This is a genomic window from Prevotella melaninogenica ATCC 25845, from assembly GCF_000144405.1.
Classification (GTDB): domain Bacteria; phylum Bacteroidota; class Bacteroidia; order Bacteroidales; family Bacteroidaceae; genus Prevotella; species Prevotella melaninogenica.
Genome location: NC_014370.1, coordinates 1,301,633 through 1,317,701, shown reverse-complemented (window position 1 = coordinate 1,317,701; position 16,069 = coordinate 1,301,633). Strand labels below are relative to the sequence as shown.

The following is a 16,069-nucleotide window of genomic DNA, read 5'->3' as shown; positions in this document are numbered from 1 at the left end:
TTTGCTGTTGGTTACAAACTTGCATTTTACATGTGTATTTGCCATTATTTATTGGTATTTTATTCGGATTTATGTAATGATTTTTCGAAAGCTAATCTATGGATTTTCGAGGTATAAAAATTATTGCTTTGCGATAAAAACAAAATATGTTTAGTTTCTAATGACTGATTTGGGGTTAACGGATGAACTTACTTTTAGGGCATATTTTATGGTTGACAGGTACACTTTCTATCTCTCTCTTGGGAAATTCGTATCTGTTACGAATTCTTTTTACGAAAATAATTCGACAATAAAACTTTTTTGTGAGAGAAATAATTGCGTTATAGATGATAAGAAAAGGGGCAATTCTGCAAAGAATTGCCCCTTCTCTTGGTTCTATTTCCTTCAATCTACCCTTGTATTATTATGAAACTGAATAGATAAGAATGTCCTTTTTATTTGTTTTCAGCATCGATAGCCTTAATCTTCTGCTTCACTTCATCCATATCATCTTTGAGTTTCTGGATGCGACGATTCATTTCGTCAATAAGGCTGTTGCCCTTCTTTGAACTGATGTTGAGGAAACCGAGATTGTTCTCGTAAGTGTTTACCTCCTGCTTTAACTGTTCAAAGCGACGGAGCAGACGACCACGCTCGTTGTCGAGTGCATCAATGCCGCGGTCAGCAACCTTCTTGAGGTTATTGCGGAAGTTGTCAACTCGTTTACGTGCTGCAGAGATATGGAGGTCTTTATAAATCTTATCCAATACCTCGTGGTATTCCTTGTAGAGTTTATCTTTCTCTTTATAAGGAACGTGACCCACCTTATTATATTGCTCAGTCAGTTTCTGTACCTTCTCTTGTAAGTTCTCACCTGTTTGTTCAACAAGTTCTTTCAGCTGGCTGATGATATCACGTTTCTTGTCTAAGTTCTCATGTTCCTCATTGCGAGAATCAGCGTGAACGGCGTTGCGGGCCTCGAAGAAACGGTTGCAAGCAGCAAGGAAATCATTCCACAACTGGTCGCCAATCTTCTTAGGAACCATTCCGATGGTCTTCCACTCTTTCTGTAAAGCGATGAGCTTATCAGATGTTGCCTTCCAATCGGTAGACTCACTCAATGCTTGAGCCTTTTCAACAAGTGCCTTTTTCTTTTCTGTATTCTCAGCAAACTGCTCTTTCAACTGCTTGAAGAATTCGCCTTTACGACCAAAGAAGTCGTCACATGCTGCACGGAAACGTTCAAAAATCTTCACGTTCATCTTCTGTGGAGCGAAACCAATGGTCTTCCACTCCTGCTGGATAGCAATGATTTCCTTAGTGCGTTTCTCCCAATCAGCAGAAGACTTATTCTCTTGTTTTGCAAGTTCTTCAGCCTTTTCGCAGAGTGCAGTCTTCTTTGTTAGATTCTCTTCTTCGCGTGTTCGGAGTGTTTCGAAGTGCTGTTGGTGACGCTTGTTGATAACAGTGCTGGCGGCTTTGAAGCGTGCCCAAATCTGCTCGCGAAGTTCCTTAGCAACAGGACCTGTCTCACGATATTCTTGATGAAGTTCCTGTAACTGGTGGAATGCACTGATAACATCTGTTTCTTCCGCCAACTTCTCAGCTGCTTCACAGAGTTTAGTCTTCTTCTCAAGATTCTTCTTGAAGTCGTATTCGCGTGCCTCACGATTGAGGTTTAACAAGTCATAGAATTGCTCAACATAGAGTTGATAGTTGCGCCAAAGTTCGTTAGCTTTTTCAGCAGGAACCATCTTGATTTCTTTCCACTCGTGCTGAAGCTTCTTGAACTGGTCAAAGTTCTTGTTAGCCTCTTCAGGAGTAGTAGCCATCGCCTTAATCTGTTCGATGATAGCTTCTTTCTTCTTGAGGTTCTGCTGCTTCTCCTCTTCAAGTGCGAGGAAAGCCTTTTGGCGTTTTTCCTTAATGATGGTCATCTCTGCCTTGAAGATTTCTTCATCCTCATCAGGCAATACCTGGTATTTCTCTGGGTCACCGCCATTCTCGAGATAAGCCTTCTGCTGTGCTTCGCGTTCAACAAAATGCAGCTTGTAGAATACCGTTTTCAGGTGCTCTACTTCAGCTTTCTCTGGTGTTTCATTACTGTCAACGATAGCTTTCAGGCGCTCAATAATCTCCTTTTTTGAACTATAAGTCTTAGTAGCGAGATTCTCCTTCTCGCTCTCTGACTTCGTTTCAACTGGTTGATTGAGGTTTTCTTCTACAGCATCAGTATTAACATTCTGCACTTCGGAATTCTCCGTTGTAGCATTGGCTGCAACTTCTTCAGACAGCTTAACTTCTTCTGTACCCTGATTCAGGGCTTTTTCTTGAGAGTCCATCATTTCACTTTTTGTTTGTGATTTGGGTTTTTCCACATTTAAGGTTTCAGACCATTGCAAAGATGCACGGTAGTCTTCTACCACTAATATATCAACTGCAAACTTAGATAAAAAGTTTGAAAGTACCTAATTTTAAGTTGATTTTTTTTAATTTCTCTCTTCTAAAGCAGGCGTTTACGGCGTAGCAACCACCATGATGCAGCAGAAACGACGACTGATAAGAACATTGCAACAGGGAATCCCCATGGATTCGTTTCCATTCCATTGACAAGGTTCATACCGAAGAGGGAGGATATAAGCGTTGGCAACATCATAACAATTGACACCGAGGTGAGTGTACGCATCACGGTGTTCATGTTGTTGTTGATAATGCTTGAGTAGGTGTCCATGGTGGATTCAAGAATGTCAGAGTAGATACTCGTTGTTTCTCGTGCCTGTGACATCTCAATATTTACGTCTTCAATCAGGTCGGCATCCAACTCATCAATCTGCAACTTAAACTTCAACTTAGCCAAAAGGTTCTCGTTGCCACGAATGGATGTGATGAAGTAGGTAAGCGAATCCTGCAGACGACTCAGTCCAATCAAACTTTCGTTGTCTACACCTTTGTCCAAGTTACGCTTAGCCTTTTCAATCAAAGTACTGATTTGCTTCAGTCGTTTTAGATACCACACAGCAGAAGAAAGGAAGAGACGGAAGATAAGGTCTACATAGTCAGTAAAGCCCTCATTTCTCTTTTGCTGATAGCTGACGAAGTCGAGCATCATATTTGTCTCGAAATTGCAAACCGTGATGGTTACATCTTTCTTGTGAATGATACCTAATGGTACTGTTGTATATGGGGTTCGTGAGCGAATTTCCTTCACGTAAGGGATACGGAGGATTATCAGCATCCAACCATCATCATATTCATAGCGTGCTCGCTCATCGGTATCGCTGATATCCGATAAGAAGTAGTCTGGAATATGAAAAGTGTTTTCGAGTTCTTGCTGATCCTGCTCTGTTGGGCAAGTAACCTGAATCCAGCAGTTAGGCTGCCATTCCTTAATGGTATTCAGGGTTCCGTTAATGTTCCAATATGTCTTCATTAGCTAATCTCCATAGTTAAATAATAGTGTGGGGATTAGCAACTTCTTGTTGTAATCCTCACGCCTACAGTTTGAAATTCTCCGCGTGATAATCGTCCATTTAAAAATTACGTATTGGTTTTGTGACTGCAAAATTAGCTAAAAAAATCGGTTGTGGCAAACAAAAGGTTAAGTTTTTCATTGTTTGTGAGGGGCTGAGAAGATGTGTCTGGAGATGAGATGAAGAAAAGTTGTAAGGATTAATATCATTTGTGACAACGTGTGTGTTTTTTGCTAATAGTATGTTATATCTTCTCGTCTTGTGCTTTTTTCTAAGCAACTTATGTCTAAGTTAGCTTTTACTTGTTATATCCTACCATTGATTAAGTTCGTTATGACGAATCTCTCTTAACCTTTTTAATAGATGTGCTGATGGTCCGCACGTGTGGTGCTGATAGTTCGCACATATGGCGCTGATAGTCCGCACCATTGGTGCTGAGTACTAAATAGGATGCAGAATGTAGTTGGATTGAGGGCAATGTTATGCTTTTGAATCACATAACTGGCGTGCCAAAGCCTTAATCTCTGCTCTTGCTGGTTTTCCATTACCTGTTTGGGGAAGGGTAGGAACGTGGAAGATGAAACGAGGTTGCCAGAACTTTGGAAGACGTTGTTGGCAGAGTGTTCTGACTGCATTGGTGTTGCCTTGTGTAGTGAGTAAGACCACAGCTTCTCCAAAACGCTCGTCAGGGCAGCTTGTTATTGCAAAATCGGCTGTAAGAGAGGATTTCAGTAGGTGTTCTACTTCCTCAATCTGAATCTTAATACCGCCAGAATCAATCACATTATCTTTTCGTCCAAGGATACGGAAGCAAGGAGTATTAAGTCCTTCCTTTGTGTTCGTAGGGAGAATTTTAGCTCTGTCGTTGGTTACTAACGGGTGAGAGCAAATAGTAGGGGCATCAATAACAAGGCAACCTTCTTCATTGAGCCATACTTTCACACCGTCAAAGGGTTTGTACCACTCACTGGCGTCAGGTCCATTCAGACGTCGGAGCGCAATATGTGAGAGCGTTTCCGTCATCCCGTAGGTACTCCAAACGGCGTTAGGGAAATCCTGTAAAGCAGCTGATAGTTTATCATCAACAGCACCACCGCCTATAATAAGATGGTGGATACGGCGCAAACGCTCACGCTCTTTAGGTACTTGTAGAGAGTTATAGACCTGCAGTGGTACCATTGCAGCAAAGGTTATCTCCTCGTTCGAGATACCTGCTTCAGACAAAGAATGGTCAGAGAGAGGGTGTCCAGACGGTGTTACGCTCAGCAGGCGCAGGTTACGCTCAATACTTCTTACCACTACCATCTTTCCTGCAATGTAGTCGAGTGGCATACAGAGTAGGGCGGTATCGCCAGCCTTTAAGCCCAAGAAATCACAAGTGATGTGGGCTGAATTGAGCATACGTTGCTTCTCTACCCACAGCGGTTTAGGCTTTCCAGTTGAACCACTGGTATGCACAAGGAGTTGTGGATTATCATTATGCCATTCTGAGAGGAAGTCTTGTAGTGTCATTATTGTTTGATTTTATGCTATTGGGCTAATTAGGCTAATTGGCCTAATAGGGCTAATAAATTTTTTCTCAATCGCTTATCCAAAGCTGATCGCCCCTGATTTCTAATGGCATTGGGATATTGTCAGTGAAGAGTTGTCCCGTACCTAAGCCTTGTGGAGTGGTGATGTTTGGACCGTAGATGTCAGCTGTTAGCTGGGCGATAGCATTCAGTCCGATGTTACTCTCAAGTGCTGAGGTTATCCATGAATCAATATTACGTTCTCTTGCTATTGTAATCCATTCTCTTGTTCCAGTCATACCGCCATGTAGACTTGGCTTTAGGATGATATATTGTGGGCGAATCGTATCGAGTAAAAGCACTTTTTCTGCGGGGTCATTGACACCGATAAGTTCCTCATCAAGGGCTATCGGTAGGGGAGAGTCAGCACACAAGCGTGCCATCTCCTGCCATTGATGCTGTCGGATAGGTTGTTCAATGGAGTGGATATCGTATTGTGCCAAAGCTTCTAATCGTTGCATGGCATCTTCTGGAGCAAAGGCACCATTCGCATCAACGCGTAGTTCCACCTGTTCACGTGTGAAAGTTTGACGGATATGGCGTATAAGGTCGAGTTCTTTCTCAAAGTCAATTGCACCAATCTTCAACTTTACACAACGGAAGCCAGCCTTGAGTTTCGTTTCCAATCGCTGATACATCTCATCGAAAGTTCCCATCCATACGAGTCCGTTGATGGTGATTCCTTCCTCTCCTCGTCCAAAAGCCGTGTTGAAGAAGTTGATGCTTCCCTTGGCATCCAACTGTGCCTTAGCTGTTTCTAACCCAAAGAGCATTGAAGGGAAAGGGCGCATAGCATCAATGTCAATAATCCCTGTGCGGCAGAAGTCATCACAGAAACTGCGGAGCTTCTGCTCATATTCCTCGTCAGTCATGGTATCGCAAGACAGGTCGGGGAGTGTTGCGCATTCCCCAATACCCACTACGTCAGGCTGATTCGTGTCAGACAGTGTGACATAATAGCTCTTCCTTGTTGTGTAGACACCGCGTGAAGTACTTGCAGGGCGGAGGAAGTGGAGGGTGCGGGAGGAGATGTTTATCTTGTACATAGTATACTCTTAATTAAACATGATAATTTGGGACAATAGAACCGTGGGGGAATGGAAGACATAGTAACATATGAACATAGTTCTGAAAGTAACATTATCTTTTTGAGATATAGTAACAGAGGGGTACTTTCTTAGTGTAATACGACTCTTTATAGTTTACGATATATACGATACTTTCGCTTAAATTGAAGCTTATCAGCCCCGAAGTTTATAAGTAACCCATCATCTATTTGTGTTGATGTCAGATAGTTTACCAGTTGAACTTCATTGGCTATTGATAGGTCCTGCGTAGCTTTGAGTTCTAAAATGAGCTTTCCCTCAACAATGATGTCAGTACGATATTCACCGACAACAATCCCATCATAGAGTACTTGGATGAGTTTCTCTGTTTCAAAGTTGAGCTTTAGTTTTCGCAGTTCAACAACCATTGCATTTTTATAGACCTTTTCTAAGAATCCTGGTCCAAGTTGTCGACGTATGCGTTTAGCACATTCTATAATCTCAGTTATTAGCTGATCGGCTGTTATAATATCAGGTTCCTTCATGTTAAGTTCCTTTGTATTTTCTCAAAGTATGATTATAAGCATTTGACTCTTTTGTTACTCAGATGCTAAATGTGTTATTAATAGGATACTCTTATATTATCATATAATTAGAAGAATATGTTACTATTAGAACAATGTTCATCTGTTACTATGTCTTAATGGCTCCAATATTTTGTCCCACAGTTCCCTTGTCTTATGGGAACTGCGGATACTTGTCAAAGTCGGGTTTACGTTTCTCAAGGAAAGCTTTGCCACCTTCCTGTGCTTCGTCAAGTGTATAGTAGAGCATGGTGGCGTCACCTGCAAGCTCCTGAATACCTGCCTGACCATCAAGTTCAGCGTTAAAGCCAGCCTTCATCATACGGAGTGCCAATGGAGAACGCTCTATCATTGTTTCTGCCCATTCTATACATTCGTCTTCGAGACGGTCGAAAGGGACCACTTTGTTGACTAATCCCATTCGTTCTGCCTCTACAGCAGAGTACTGACGACACAAGAACCATATCTCACGAGCCTTCTTCTGACCCACGACACGTGCCAGATAAGATGCACCGAAGCCAGCATCAAAGGAACCAACCTTAGGTCCTGTCTGTCCGAAGATAGCATTGTCTGATGCTATTGATAGGTCGCATACCACATGAAGAACGTGTCCACCACCAATGGCATAACCATTAACCATAGCGATGACTGGCTTTGGAAGGCGTCGAATCTGCATCTGTAAGTCAAGCACATTGAGGCGTGGAACACCATCAGTACCTATGTATCCGCCATGTCCCTTTACGTGCATATCACCGCCAGAGCAGAATGCTTTGTCGCCAGCACCAGTCAGAATGACCACGCGGATGTCAAGGGCTTCACGACAGTAGTTGAATGCCTGTGACATTTCCCACACTGTTTTCGGGGTGAAAGCATTACGATAGCGAGGACGATTAATGGTTACTTTTGCTATGTGGTTGTACTCTTCAAAGAGGATTTCCTCAAAGTTAAAGCCTTCAATAGGCTTCCATTCTCTTTTCTCCATAAGGTCTTTTTGTTTTTGATTGATTATAGGGAGCCTGCCAAGTTGTTCCTAAAAGGCGGATAGACTGTGGCAAGTTATTATTATTTATGTTGGATATACAAGCTGAAAGTTGATACGTTGAGGGCCATTAAAAGGCTTGATAATAATCCTTCAAAGCCTGTGTATCTTCCTCTGCGTTGGTGAATACTTCTAAAAGTACTGGTCCTTCCTCTGAGTTAAAGAGCTTGTCAAGACTCTTGTCAAGCTCTTCTTCGTTGCGAGCAGAGAGGTAAACGATGTCGTGTGTCTGACAGATTCCTTCTGCAGAGGTTGTATGTTGGGCAGCAATAGCACTATCCCGATAAGGTGAACGCTCCAAACCTGGCAGCTGATGGAAGATACCTCCACCGCCATTGTTAAGTAGGAGGATAGAAAGATTAGGCGGAAGAGATTCGTTCCAAAGTGCGTTCTGATCATAGAAGAAACTCAAGTCACCAATTACACAGTACACATCCTCTTCTTCCTGATGAGCAATGGCATAGCCAACAGCCGTAGATAATGAACCTTCAATACCATTCACGCCTCGATTAACATAGATATATTGATTAGAGAAGATGTTGCCAAGGCGCACAGCCGAGCTATTTCCATAGAACAATTCACCATCGACAGCCTCCTCTCTCATCTTCTCATGGAAAGCCTTAACAGCCAACATCTGTGAGAAGCGTGGTTTTATCGTTTTTCGGATGGCTAAGGCTTTATCGAAAGCCTTGTCCCATAGCGTTACAAAGTCACGCTTTTTAACGCCTTCTGTCTCATTGGCAAAGATTCCGATAACGTCCTCTGGTAAACCTTGAATCATATCAGTGGTGTACATGAAGGTGTCACAAAACTCATCAATCCCATTCACAACGATAGACATCTTGCACTTACATTCACGCAAGAACTGGCGGAGTCGTTTGCTGACAATTGTTCCTCCTATATATATAAGGTGGTCAGGGCGATAAGCTTCATCCTTCCCAATCATCTTCAACACTTCGTCGATGGGTTGTGCAGGGCCAATATCGTCATCTGCCAACTTCTCTTGAAGGACGACAGCAACCCTCTTTAATGCCTCAATTGCCTCAAGCGAATTGCCCACAACCTCAGGTGTCAGCTGACCAAGAACAAACATTAGCTTCTTTCCACGGAAGAAATCAGCAGCCATTTCATAGACGCAGATACTATCAGTTGTGGCATGAAGCATGAAAATATTACGTTCATCTGGAAGCTTTGGTACGTCGTATTCAAAGAGCGGTTCACTGATAGGAACATTGATATGCACAGGACTGCCATCGTTCATTCGTACTGCATTCAGCGCTTCGTTAACTAATCGATTGCAATACCAGCGTTCCTCCTCGTTATGAGGCTCTGGTAGTGTCACACTCTTACGAACATTTGGTTCCAATGCACGATGTTGTTGAAGCGTTTGTCCATCCTGTTGGTCAATCCACTGTGCTGGTCTATCAGCTGAAATAATAATCAGTGGACGTTTCTGATAGAACGCTTCAGCTGCTGCCGGTGCTAAGTTAAGCAGGGCAGAACCCGATGTAACGCACACAACAACAGGCTCATTGTCTGCTAAAGTCATTCCTAATGCTACGAAACCTGCTGAACGTTCATCGGTAACAGGATAGCACTCAATGTCGGGACAAGCACAGAGATTGTGTACGATAGGTGAGTTGCGAGAACCAGGACATACAACGGCTTTTGTTATTTTTTTCTTTACGAGCAGGGCTGTAAGGATGTTTACGTTTTCTTTGTTGCTGTACATTGTGGGTGTTGGGTGGTGAATGTTGGGTGTTGAGGGTTAGGGATATTGGGCTAATAGGGCTAATAAGGCTCATAAGCCCAATATGCCTATAAATCTAATTATGCTTTAACAACTGGCGCATAGTGTCAAGTTTGGCTTCTGTTTCCTGCCATTCATTCTCTTCAATACTTTCCTTTAAGAGTCCGCCACCTGCATAAAGGCGACACGTAGAACGAGAGAGTTGCATGCAGCGAAGGGTGACATAAAGTTTTGCTGCACCCTTCTCGCCAAGCAATCCACTGAAACCACTGTAATAACTGCGGTTCAGTTGCTCATTATGAAGGATAAACTGCTGTGCCTCATCCTTTGGCATACCGCATACGGCAGGGGTAGGGTGGAAGGCGGTAAGGAATGTTCCGAGTCGCTGTGTGTCTTTAAGTTGAAAAGTGAAGTCTGTGCGAAGATGCGCCAAATGTGCTGCACGTGTAGTGTAAGGCTTACTTTCAGTAATCTCAGCAGCAAACGGTTGCAAGCAAGCACGGATATAGTCGGCAACGAGTTGTTGTTCTTCTTGATTCTTAGAAGACCACTTCATATCCTCACCTTCATATTTCATCGTACCAGCTAATGCCATTGTCTGATAGCCCTCAGCATTACCGCGGAGTAGAACTTCAGGACTTGCAATAAGCCACATGCCTATCTCTGCAGTATAGAAAAGTGCAATATAAGAGCGTGGGTACTTCTCACAAGCCTTAAGAAAAATACTTCGCGGAGTCGTACGCTCGTCTTTTGTTTCGATAATCGAGCGCGCCAGAACTAACTTACGGAATCTATTGTGTTCTAACTCTTTATGAAAACGGCAGAAGTCGTTGTGATAAGCCTCGCGAAGAGAAGGCGTTTCGTTAGTAAGTACCGCCTCGTCCTGCCAGTCGGGAATAGCATCAAAGCCCTTACTACCGTCTAAAGGTAGAACCGTTGAAGAACCTTTCTGACCATCCAGTAAGTAAAGTATGTTACTGTCATCGCAAAAGAAAGGAGCAATGACAAATCCCTTGCGCCCATTAAGTTCAGCAAGTGAGGAAATAGCCGTTGGCTTCTCTGGTTGTGAATAGCAATGACAAACCTTTTCGAAAGGCTCACGATAGATAAAGAAAGCATCCATTTACTTCTCTTGTGGGGCTATGATATAGTTGGTAACTTGTACGCTTGAGATGAGTTCGTCTTCACCATTCTTGATATCAATGTTCCATACGTGTAATGTATGACCCCTGTGAATCAGTTTTCCGTAAGCCGTAACTGTTCCACCGTATGGCATTGCCTTGACGTGATTGCCGTGAACATTAATGCCCATAGCCATTTTCCCGGGGCATAACGCCATCGAACCGACACCTGCAAGATTCTCTGCAAGTGCCAATGAAGCACCGCCAGCGAGGAATCCGAAAGGCTGTTTGTTACGGTCATCGACAGCCATTCTTGCCTTCAAAGTGTCGTCCTCGGGCGTAGAGATAAACTCCATACCGAGTGTACGGCTTAGTCCATCTTCCTGATGAATACTTTTTATGATGTTTTCTACGTTCATAACCTAATCAACTTAATGTAATGCAAAGATAATAAAAGTTGGATAGATAACAAAATCATAGTAGGTTTAATAGGTAGATAAGTATAGACAAAGGTTATGTTTGGGTGCTTTTGAACTTAGCTATAGACACCTTTAAACTAACCTATGGACTTGTTAAAGATGATGTTTTCGCTTCTTGCGAGTGTATTAATGCTCCGCACGTGTGGTGTTAATGCTCCGCACATGTGGTGCTGTTGGTTAGCACCCTATGTGCGAACGGCTAAATAGCTTGCAATATACCATCTGTGTGAGTGCAAGTGTTGGGATGTAGCAACGATATAGATATCATAAGCGACACCATGATTTAGCTTAAACCCCAATCGCTCATTAGACCACAATATGTATAGTTCTTCTTACTATGGTGTTGTTTCCTAACATCTTTTATTTTCTTATCGGCATCTTGTCTGCCTTCGTAACTTGACGTAGCCCGCTACGTCTGCGTTCCAAAGCCAAACAATCTGCTCGATAATAAAACAAAATATGTTTAGGCTCTAATGATCGATTGGGGTTTAAGAATATTCCAATGCCATAAAAAAGGAAAAACCAGTCATAGTTTGCGAATTATTTAGTAAATTTGCAAACTATAAGAATATATTCGATTTAATTATAAATATGAACGTTTTAGAATTATCTGAGCAGGAGATTGGTCGCCGCCAAAGCCTGCAGGAATTGCGTGAGATGGGGATTGATCCCTATCCAGCAGCAGAGTTTCCAACGAATGCTTACTCTACTGATATTAAAGAGCAGTTCAAGGAGGGCGAACAGCGTGAGGTCGTAATCGCTGGTCGTATGATGGGACGCCGTGTCATGGGCAAGGCTTCCTTCGCTGAGTTACAGGATAGCAAGGGTAGAATCCAGGTTTATATCACTCGTGATGACATCTGTCCGGGTGAGGATAAAGAATTTTATAATAAGGTCTTCAAGAAGTTGCTCGATATTGGTGACTTCATCGGAGTGAAGGGTGAAGTGTTTAAGACACAGATGGGAGAAATCTCTGTTCATGCTAAGGAGATTACCGTTTTGTCTAAGAGCTTGAAGCCACTGCCTGTTGTTAAGTATAAGGACGGTGAGGCATACGATAAGTTTGAAGACCCAGAGCAGCGTTATCGTCAGCGTTATGTTGACCTCGTTGTGAATGAGGGTGTGAAAGATACCTTCTTGAAGCGTGCTATCGTATTGCGTACCATGCGTAAGTTCTTCGATGAGGCTGGTTATACTGAGGTAGAAACTCCTACCTTGCAGAGTATTGCTGGTGGTGCAAGTGCACGCCCATTCATCACTCACTTCAATGCTCTCAACGTTGATATGTATATGCGTATCGCAACAGAGCTTTATTTGAAGCGTCTGATTGTTGGTGGTTTCGAGGGTGTTTATGAAATCGGTAAGAACTTCCGTAACGAGGGTATGGACCGCTTCCATAATCCAGAGTTTACTTGTATGGAGCTTTATGTACAATACAAGGACTACAACTGGATGATGTCTTTCACTGAGAAACTTCTTGAGAAGATTTGTATAGAGGTAAATGGTAAGCCAGAGGTACAGGTTGGTGACAAGGTTATCAGCTTCAAGGCACCATTCCGTCGTCTACCTATCCTTGATGCAATCAAGGAGAAGACAGGTTTCGATCTCTATGGTAAGACAGAGGAGGAAATCCGTAATATTGCTGTTAACGAGTTGAAACTCGAAGAAATTGATGAGAGTTTCGGTAAGGGTAAGCTCATAGATGAAATCTTTGGTGAGTTCTGTGAGGGTACATATATCCAACCAACCTTCATCACTGACTATCCAGTTGAGATGTCACCACTGACCAAGATGCACCGTTCTAAGCCAGGACTGACAGAGCGTTTTGAGTTGATGGTAAATGGAAAGGAGCTGGCTAATGCTTATTCAGAGCTGAATGACCCAATTGATCAGGAAGAACGTTTCGTTGAACAGATGCGTTTGGCTGACAAGGGTGACGACGAGGCGATGATTATCGACCAAGACTTCCTTCGCTCTTTGCAGTATGGTATGCCTCCAACTTCTGGTATCGGTATTGGTATTGACCGTTTGGTAATGCTGATGACTGGTAAGGAATACATCCAGGAAGTATTGCTCTTCCCACAGATGAAGCCAGAACCAAAGATTCCACAGTCTTCTGTTAAGGAATGGGCTGAGCTTGGTGTTGCTGAAGAGTGGGTATATGTTTTGCGCAAGGCAGGCTTCAACCTCATCTCTGACATTAGAGAGGAGAAGGCACAGGGCTTGCAGCAGAAGCTCGGAGAAATCAATAAGAAGTACAAGCTCGGTTATGAGAAGCCTTCTGTTGAGGCTATTCAGCAGTGGATTGACGGAGCTAACGAAAAGTAAAAAGTAAAAGAGAAAAAAGTAAAAGGGTAGGAAGTAGGATGAATAACTAAAAGAGAAGTATTATTATAGCAATGGTATTAGGTCATAATACAATGCTGATATTTTTCACTTTCTCTACTTTTTCCCTTTTTACTCTTATTCTTAACGTCTATGTTCGACATCGGTAAAATAGCAATCATAGGAAGCGGTAGCTGGGCAACGGCTATCGCTAAGGTTGTTGTGGAGCATACGCATCATATTGGTTGGTACTTCCGACGTGACGATAAGATAGAAGAATTTAAGCGGAGAGGACACAATCCTTCTTACCTCACAAGTGTTAAGTTTAACATGAATGAGGTGCTGCTCTCTTCGGATATCAATAAGATAGTGCAGGAGTATGACACCTTGGTGTTCGTTACTCCTTCTCCTTATCTGAAAGCTTTACTGAAGAAACTGAAGACAAAGCTCAATACAAAGCTAATCTTAACGGCTATCAAGGGTATTGTTCCTGATGAGAACCTTGTTTGTTCAGAGTATTTCCATGAGGCATACGGCGTTCCATACGATAATCTTGCTGTTATTGGTGGACCGTCTCATGCGGAGGAAGTGGCGATGGAACGACTCACCTATCTTACTGTTGGCTGTTCTGATCTTGAGAAGGCACGTGCCTTCACGGAGGTGTTAGCATCAAACTATGTCAAGACTAAGACCTCTCCCGACGTCCTCGGTATAGAGTATGCTTCTGTCTTGAAGAACGTTTATGCTATCTCTGCTGGTATTTGTTCTGGCTTGAAGTATGGTGATAACTTCCAAGCAGTGTTGATGTCGAATGCAATGCAGGAGATGGAACGCTTCCTTAATACTATCAATCCTATTCAACGGTCCATCATTGACAGTGTATATCTTGGTGACCAGTTGGTGACAGGATATAGTAAATTCTCGCGTAACCATACCTTTGGAACAATGATTGGAAAGGGATACAGCGTCAAGTCGGCACAGATTGAAATGGAGATGGTAGCTGAAGGATATTTTGGTACAAAGTGTATGAAGGAGATTAATCGTCGTCTGCACGTCAATATGCCAATTCTCGATGCGGTTTATAACATCCTCTATGAACGTATCAGTCCACAAATAGAAATTAAATTATTAACAGATTCATTTAGATAAACACAAATGGAAAGTATTAAGTTAGACATCACGAAAGCCGCCCAGTTCTTGAATCCGGGCGCAGTAGAGGCTTATGCTCCTCACGTAGCTGCAGCTCAGGACGCTTTGGAGAAAGCTACTTGTCCTGGTAATGACTTCCTTGGATGGTTGCATTTGCCATCAAGCATTACTCCAGCGTTCCTTAATGAGATTCAGGCGGTTGCCAATACACTCCGTGAGAAGTGTGAGGTGGTTGTCGTTGCTGGTATCGGTGGTTCTTACCTCGGTGCTCGCGCTGTCATCGAGGCTTTGGGTAACAGCTTCGCTTGGCTTGTAAATGACAAGAAGAATCCAACTATTCTCTTTGCTGGTAACAACATCGGTGAGGATTATCTCGCTGAGTTGACAGACTACTTGAAGGATAAGAAGTTTGGTGTTATCAATATTTCTAAGTCTGGTACAACAACAGAGACAGCACTTGCATTCCGCCTTTTGAAGAAGCAGTGTGAGGATCAGTTGGGTAAGGAGGCTGCAAAGGATGTGATTGTTGCTATCACTGATGAGCATAAGGGCGCTGCACGTGCTGCCGCAACTAAGGAAGGTTACAAGACATTTATCATTCCTGACAATGTAGGTGGTCGTTTCTCTGTGCTTACTCCAGTAGGTTTGTTACCAATCGCAGTCGCAGGTTTCGATGTTCAGAAGCTTGTTGAGGGTGCACAGGTAATGGAGAAAGAGACTTCTGCTGACGTTCCTTTCGCAAACAATATTGCTGCACGTTATGCTGCTGTTCGTCAGGGTCTCTACTCACAGGCAGGTAAGAAGATTGAGATTGTTGCTAACTTCCAGCCAAAGCTCCACTTTTTTGCTGAGTGGTGGAAGCAACTTTACGGAGAGAGCGAGGGCAAGGATCGCAAGGGTATTTTCCCTGCAGCTTGTGACTTCACAACCGACCTTCACTCAATGGGTCAGTGGATTCAGGAAGGTGAGCGTTCTATCTTCGAGACTGTTATCTCTATTGAGGAGCCTAATGCAAAGGTACTCTTCCCACATGATGAGGAGAACCTCGATGGCTTGAACTTCCTCGCTGGTAAGCGTGTTGATGAGGTTAACAAGATGGCAGAGCTTGGTACACGTTTGGCTCATGTTGATGGTGGTGTTCCTAACATCCGTGTCAGCGTTCCTACATTGAACGAGTACTATCTCGGTCAGCTTATCTACTTCTTCGAGAAGGCTTGCGGTATCAGCGGTCTTATTCAGGAAGTGAATCCTTTCAATCAGCCAGGTGTTGAGGCTTATAAGAAGAATATGTTTGCTCTTCTCAATAAGCCAGGTTATGAGGCTGAGAGCAAGGCTATTCAGGAAAGACTGACAAAGGAATAAGAACCTCCCTCCAACCCCTCCAAAGGAGGGAAGGGAAGCCCCACCCGACCTCCCCGAAAGGAGAGGAGTTCCTAATGGAATCTAATTTATATAGTGTGGATAGGGCATATAGGAGATAATATTTTTAATGTATCCTCAAGTTCTTCACATAGTTGAGGAACTTGAGGATAATAATATATAATAAAGGTAAAGCA

Annotated in this window: 12 protein-coding genes; 3 read left to right on the top strand and 9 right to left on the bottom strand. The window is 43.1% G+C overall.

All coding sequences use genetic code 11. The features are described from left to right. Positions 1–434: 434 nt before the first annotated feature. The 9 genes from HMPREF0659_RS05295 to HMPREF0659_RS05255 form a co-directional block, all read right to left on the bottom strand. Positions 435–2,324 carry a DUF349 domain-containing protein gene (locus tag HMPREF0659_RS05295; RefSeq protein ID WP_044045895.1) on the bottom strand — a complete coding sequence of 630 codons (1,890 nt, stop codon included), beginning with the start codon at positions 2,322–2,324 and terminating at the stop codon, positions 435–437. Between the two features lie 158 nt (positions 2,325–2,482). Further along, positions 2,483–3,409 (bottom strand): magnesium transporter CorA family protein, encoded by a 927-nt coding sequence (locus HMPREF0659_RS05290; protein ID WP_013264654.1) that lies wholly within the window; start codon positions 3,407–3,409, stop codon positions 2,483–2,485. A gap of 520 nt (positions 3,410–3,929) precedes the next feature. Then, positions 3,930–4,961 (bottom strand): AMP-binding protein, encoded by a 1,032-nt coding sequence (locus HMPREF0659_RS05285; protein ID WP_013263892.1) that lies wholly within the window; start codon positions 4,959–4,961, stop codon positions 3,930–3,932. A gap of 67 nt (positions 4,962–5,028) precedes the next feature. Next, the gene (gene menC, locus HMPREF0659_RS05280; RefSeq protein ID WP_013264471.1) at positions 5,029–6,066 is read right to left on the bottom strand and encodes an o-succinylbenzoate synthase; all 1,038 of its coding nucleotides are present in this window, start codon (positions 6,064–6,066) and stop codon (positions 5,029–5,031) included. A gap of 149 nt (positions 6,067–6,215) precedes the next feature. Continuing rightward, a complete protein-coding gene (locus HMPREF0659_RS05275) occupies positions 6,216–6,611 on the bottom strand; it encodes a GxxExxY protein (protein ID WP_013264847.1) in 396 nt (131 codons plus the stop codon). A 193-nt stretch (positions 6,612–6,804) separates the two neighbouring features. Continuing rightward, positions 6,805–7,632: a 1,4-dihydroxy-2-naphthoyl-CoA synthase gene (gene menB, locus HMPREF0659_RS05270; RefSeq protein ID WP_013264194.1), complete on the bottom strand. Its 828-nt coding sequence runs from the start codon at positions 7,630–7,632 to the stop codon at positions 6,805–6,807. A gap of 127 nt (positions 7,633–7,759) precedes the next feature. Then, positions 7,760–9,421, bottom strand: coding sequence for a 2-succinyl-5-enolpyruvyl-6-hydroxy-3-cyclohexene-1-carboxylic-acid synthase (gene menD, locus HMPREF0659_RS05265; protein WP_013263855.1), 1,662 nt, complete (start codon positions 9,419–9,421; stop codon positions 7,760–7,762). A 94-nt stretch (positions 9,422–9,515) separates the two neighbouring features. After that, positions 9,516–10,562: an isochorismate synthase gene (locus tag HMPREF0659_RS05260; protein WP_013264626.1), complete on the bottom strand. Its 1,047-nt coding sequence runs from the start codon at positions 10,560–10,562 to the stop codon at positions 9,516–9,518. Then, positions 10,563–10,979, bottom strand: a complete 417-nt coding sequence (locus HMPREF0659_RS05255) for a PaaI family thioesterase (protein WP_013264059.1) — start codon at positions 10,977–10,979, stop codon at positions 10,563–10,565. It lies immediately after the preceding gene. 651 nt (positions 10,980–11,630) lie between these two features. Here HMPREF0659_RS05255 and lysS point away from each other — a divergent pair. The 3 genes from lysS (at position 11,631) to HMPREF0659_RS05240 (ending at position 15,875) form a co-directional block, all read left to right on the top strand. Then, positions 11,631–13,367 carry a lysine--tRNA ligase gene (gene lysS, locus HMPREF0659_RS05250; protein WP_013264709.1) on the top strand — a complete coding sequence of 579 codons (1,737 nt, stop codon included), beginning with the start codon at positions 11,631–11,633 and terminating at the stop codon, positions 13,365–13,367. Positions 13,368–13,517: 150 nt separating this feature from the next. After that, complete coding sequence (locus HMPREF0659_RS05245) at positions 13,518–14,513, top strand: NAD(P)H-dependent glycerol-3-phosphate dehydrogenase (protein WP_013264308.1); 996 nt, start codon at positions 13,518–13,520, stop codon at positions 14,511–14,513. A gap of 6 nt (positions 14,514–14,519) precedes the next feature. Beyond that, positions 14,520–15,875 carry a glucose-6-phosphate isomerase gene (locus HMPREF0659_RS05240; RefSeq protein ID WP_013264843.1) on the top strand — a complete coding sequence of 452 codons (1,356 nt, stop codon included), beginning with the start codon at positions 14,520–14,522 and terminating at the stop codon, positions 15,873–15,875. The last annotated feature ends 194 nt before the right edge of the window (positions 15,876–16,069 follow it).

Bases quoted from the DNA above. Each gene is read 5' to 3' on its own strand.
- HMPREF0659_RS05275 (WP_013264847.1), bottom strand. From the start codon at position 6,611: ATGAAGGAACCTGATATTATAACAGCCGATCAGCTAATAACTGAGATT.
- menC (WP_013264471.1), bottom strand. From the start codon at position 6,066: ATGTACAAGATAAACATCTCCTCCCGCACCCTCCACTTCCTCCGCCCT.
- HMPREF0659_RS05260 (WP_013264626.1), bottom strand. From the start codon at position 10,562: ATGGATGCTTTCTTTATCTATCGTGAGCCTTTCGAAAAGGTTTGTCAT.
- HMPREF0659_RS05255 (WP_013264059.1), bottom strand. From the start codon at position 10,979: ATGAACGTAGAAAACATCATAAAAAGTATTCATCAGGAAGATGGACTA.
- HMPREF0659_RS05245 (WP_013264308.1), top strand. From the start codon at position 13,518: ATGTTCGACATCGGTAAAATAGCAATCATAGGAAGCGGTAGCTGGGCA.
- HMPREF0659_RS05285 (WP_013263892.1), bottom strand. From the start codon at position 4,961: ATGACACTACAAGACTTCCTCTCAGAATGGCATAATGATAATCCACAA.
- menB (WP_013264194.1), bottom strand. From the start codon at position 7,632: ATGGAGAAAAGAGAATGGAAGCCTATTGAAGGCTTTAACTTTGAGGAA.
- lysS (WP_013264709.1), top strand. From the start codon at position 11,631: ATGAACGTTTTAGAATTATCTGAGCAGGAGATTGGTCGCCGCCAAAGC.
- HMPREF0659_RS05290 (WP_013264654.1), bottom strand. From the start codon at position 3,409: ATGAAGACATATTGGAACATTAACGGAACCCTGAATACCATTAAGGAA.
- menD (WP_013263855.1), bottom strand. From the start codon at position 9,421: ATGTACAGCAACAAAGAAAACGTAAACATCCTTACAGCCCTGCTCGTA.
- HMPREF0659_RS05295 (WP_044045895.1), bottom strand. From the start codon at position 2,324: ATGATGGACTCTCAAGAAAAAGCCCTGAATCAGGGTACAGAAGAAGTT.
- HMPREF0659_RS05240 (WP_013264843.1), top strand. From the start codon at position 14,520: ATGGAAAGTATTAAGTTAGACATCACGAAAGCCGCCCAGTTCTTGAAT.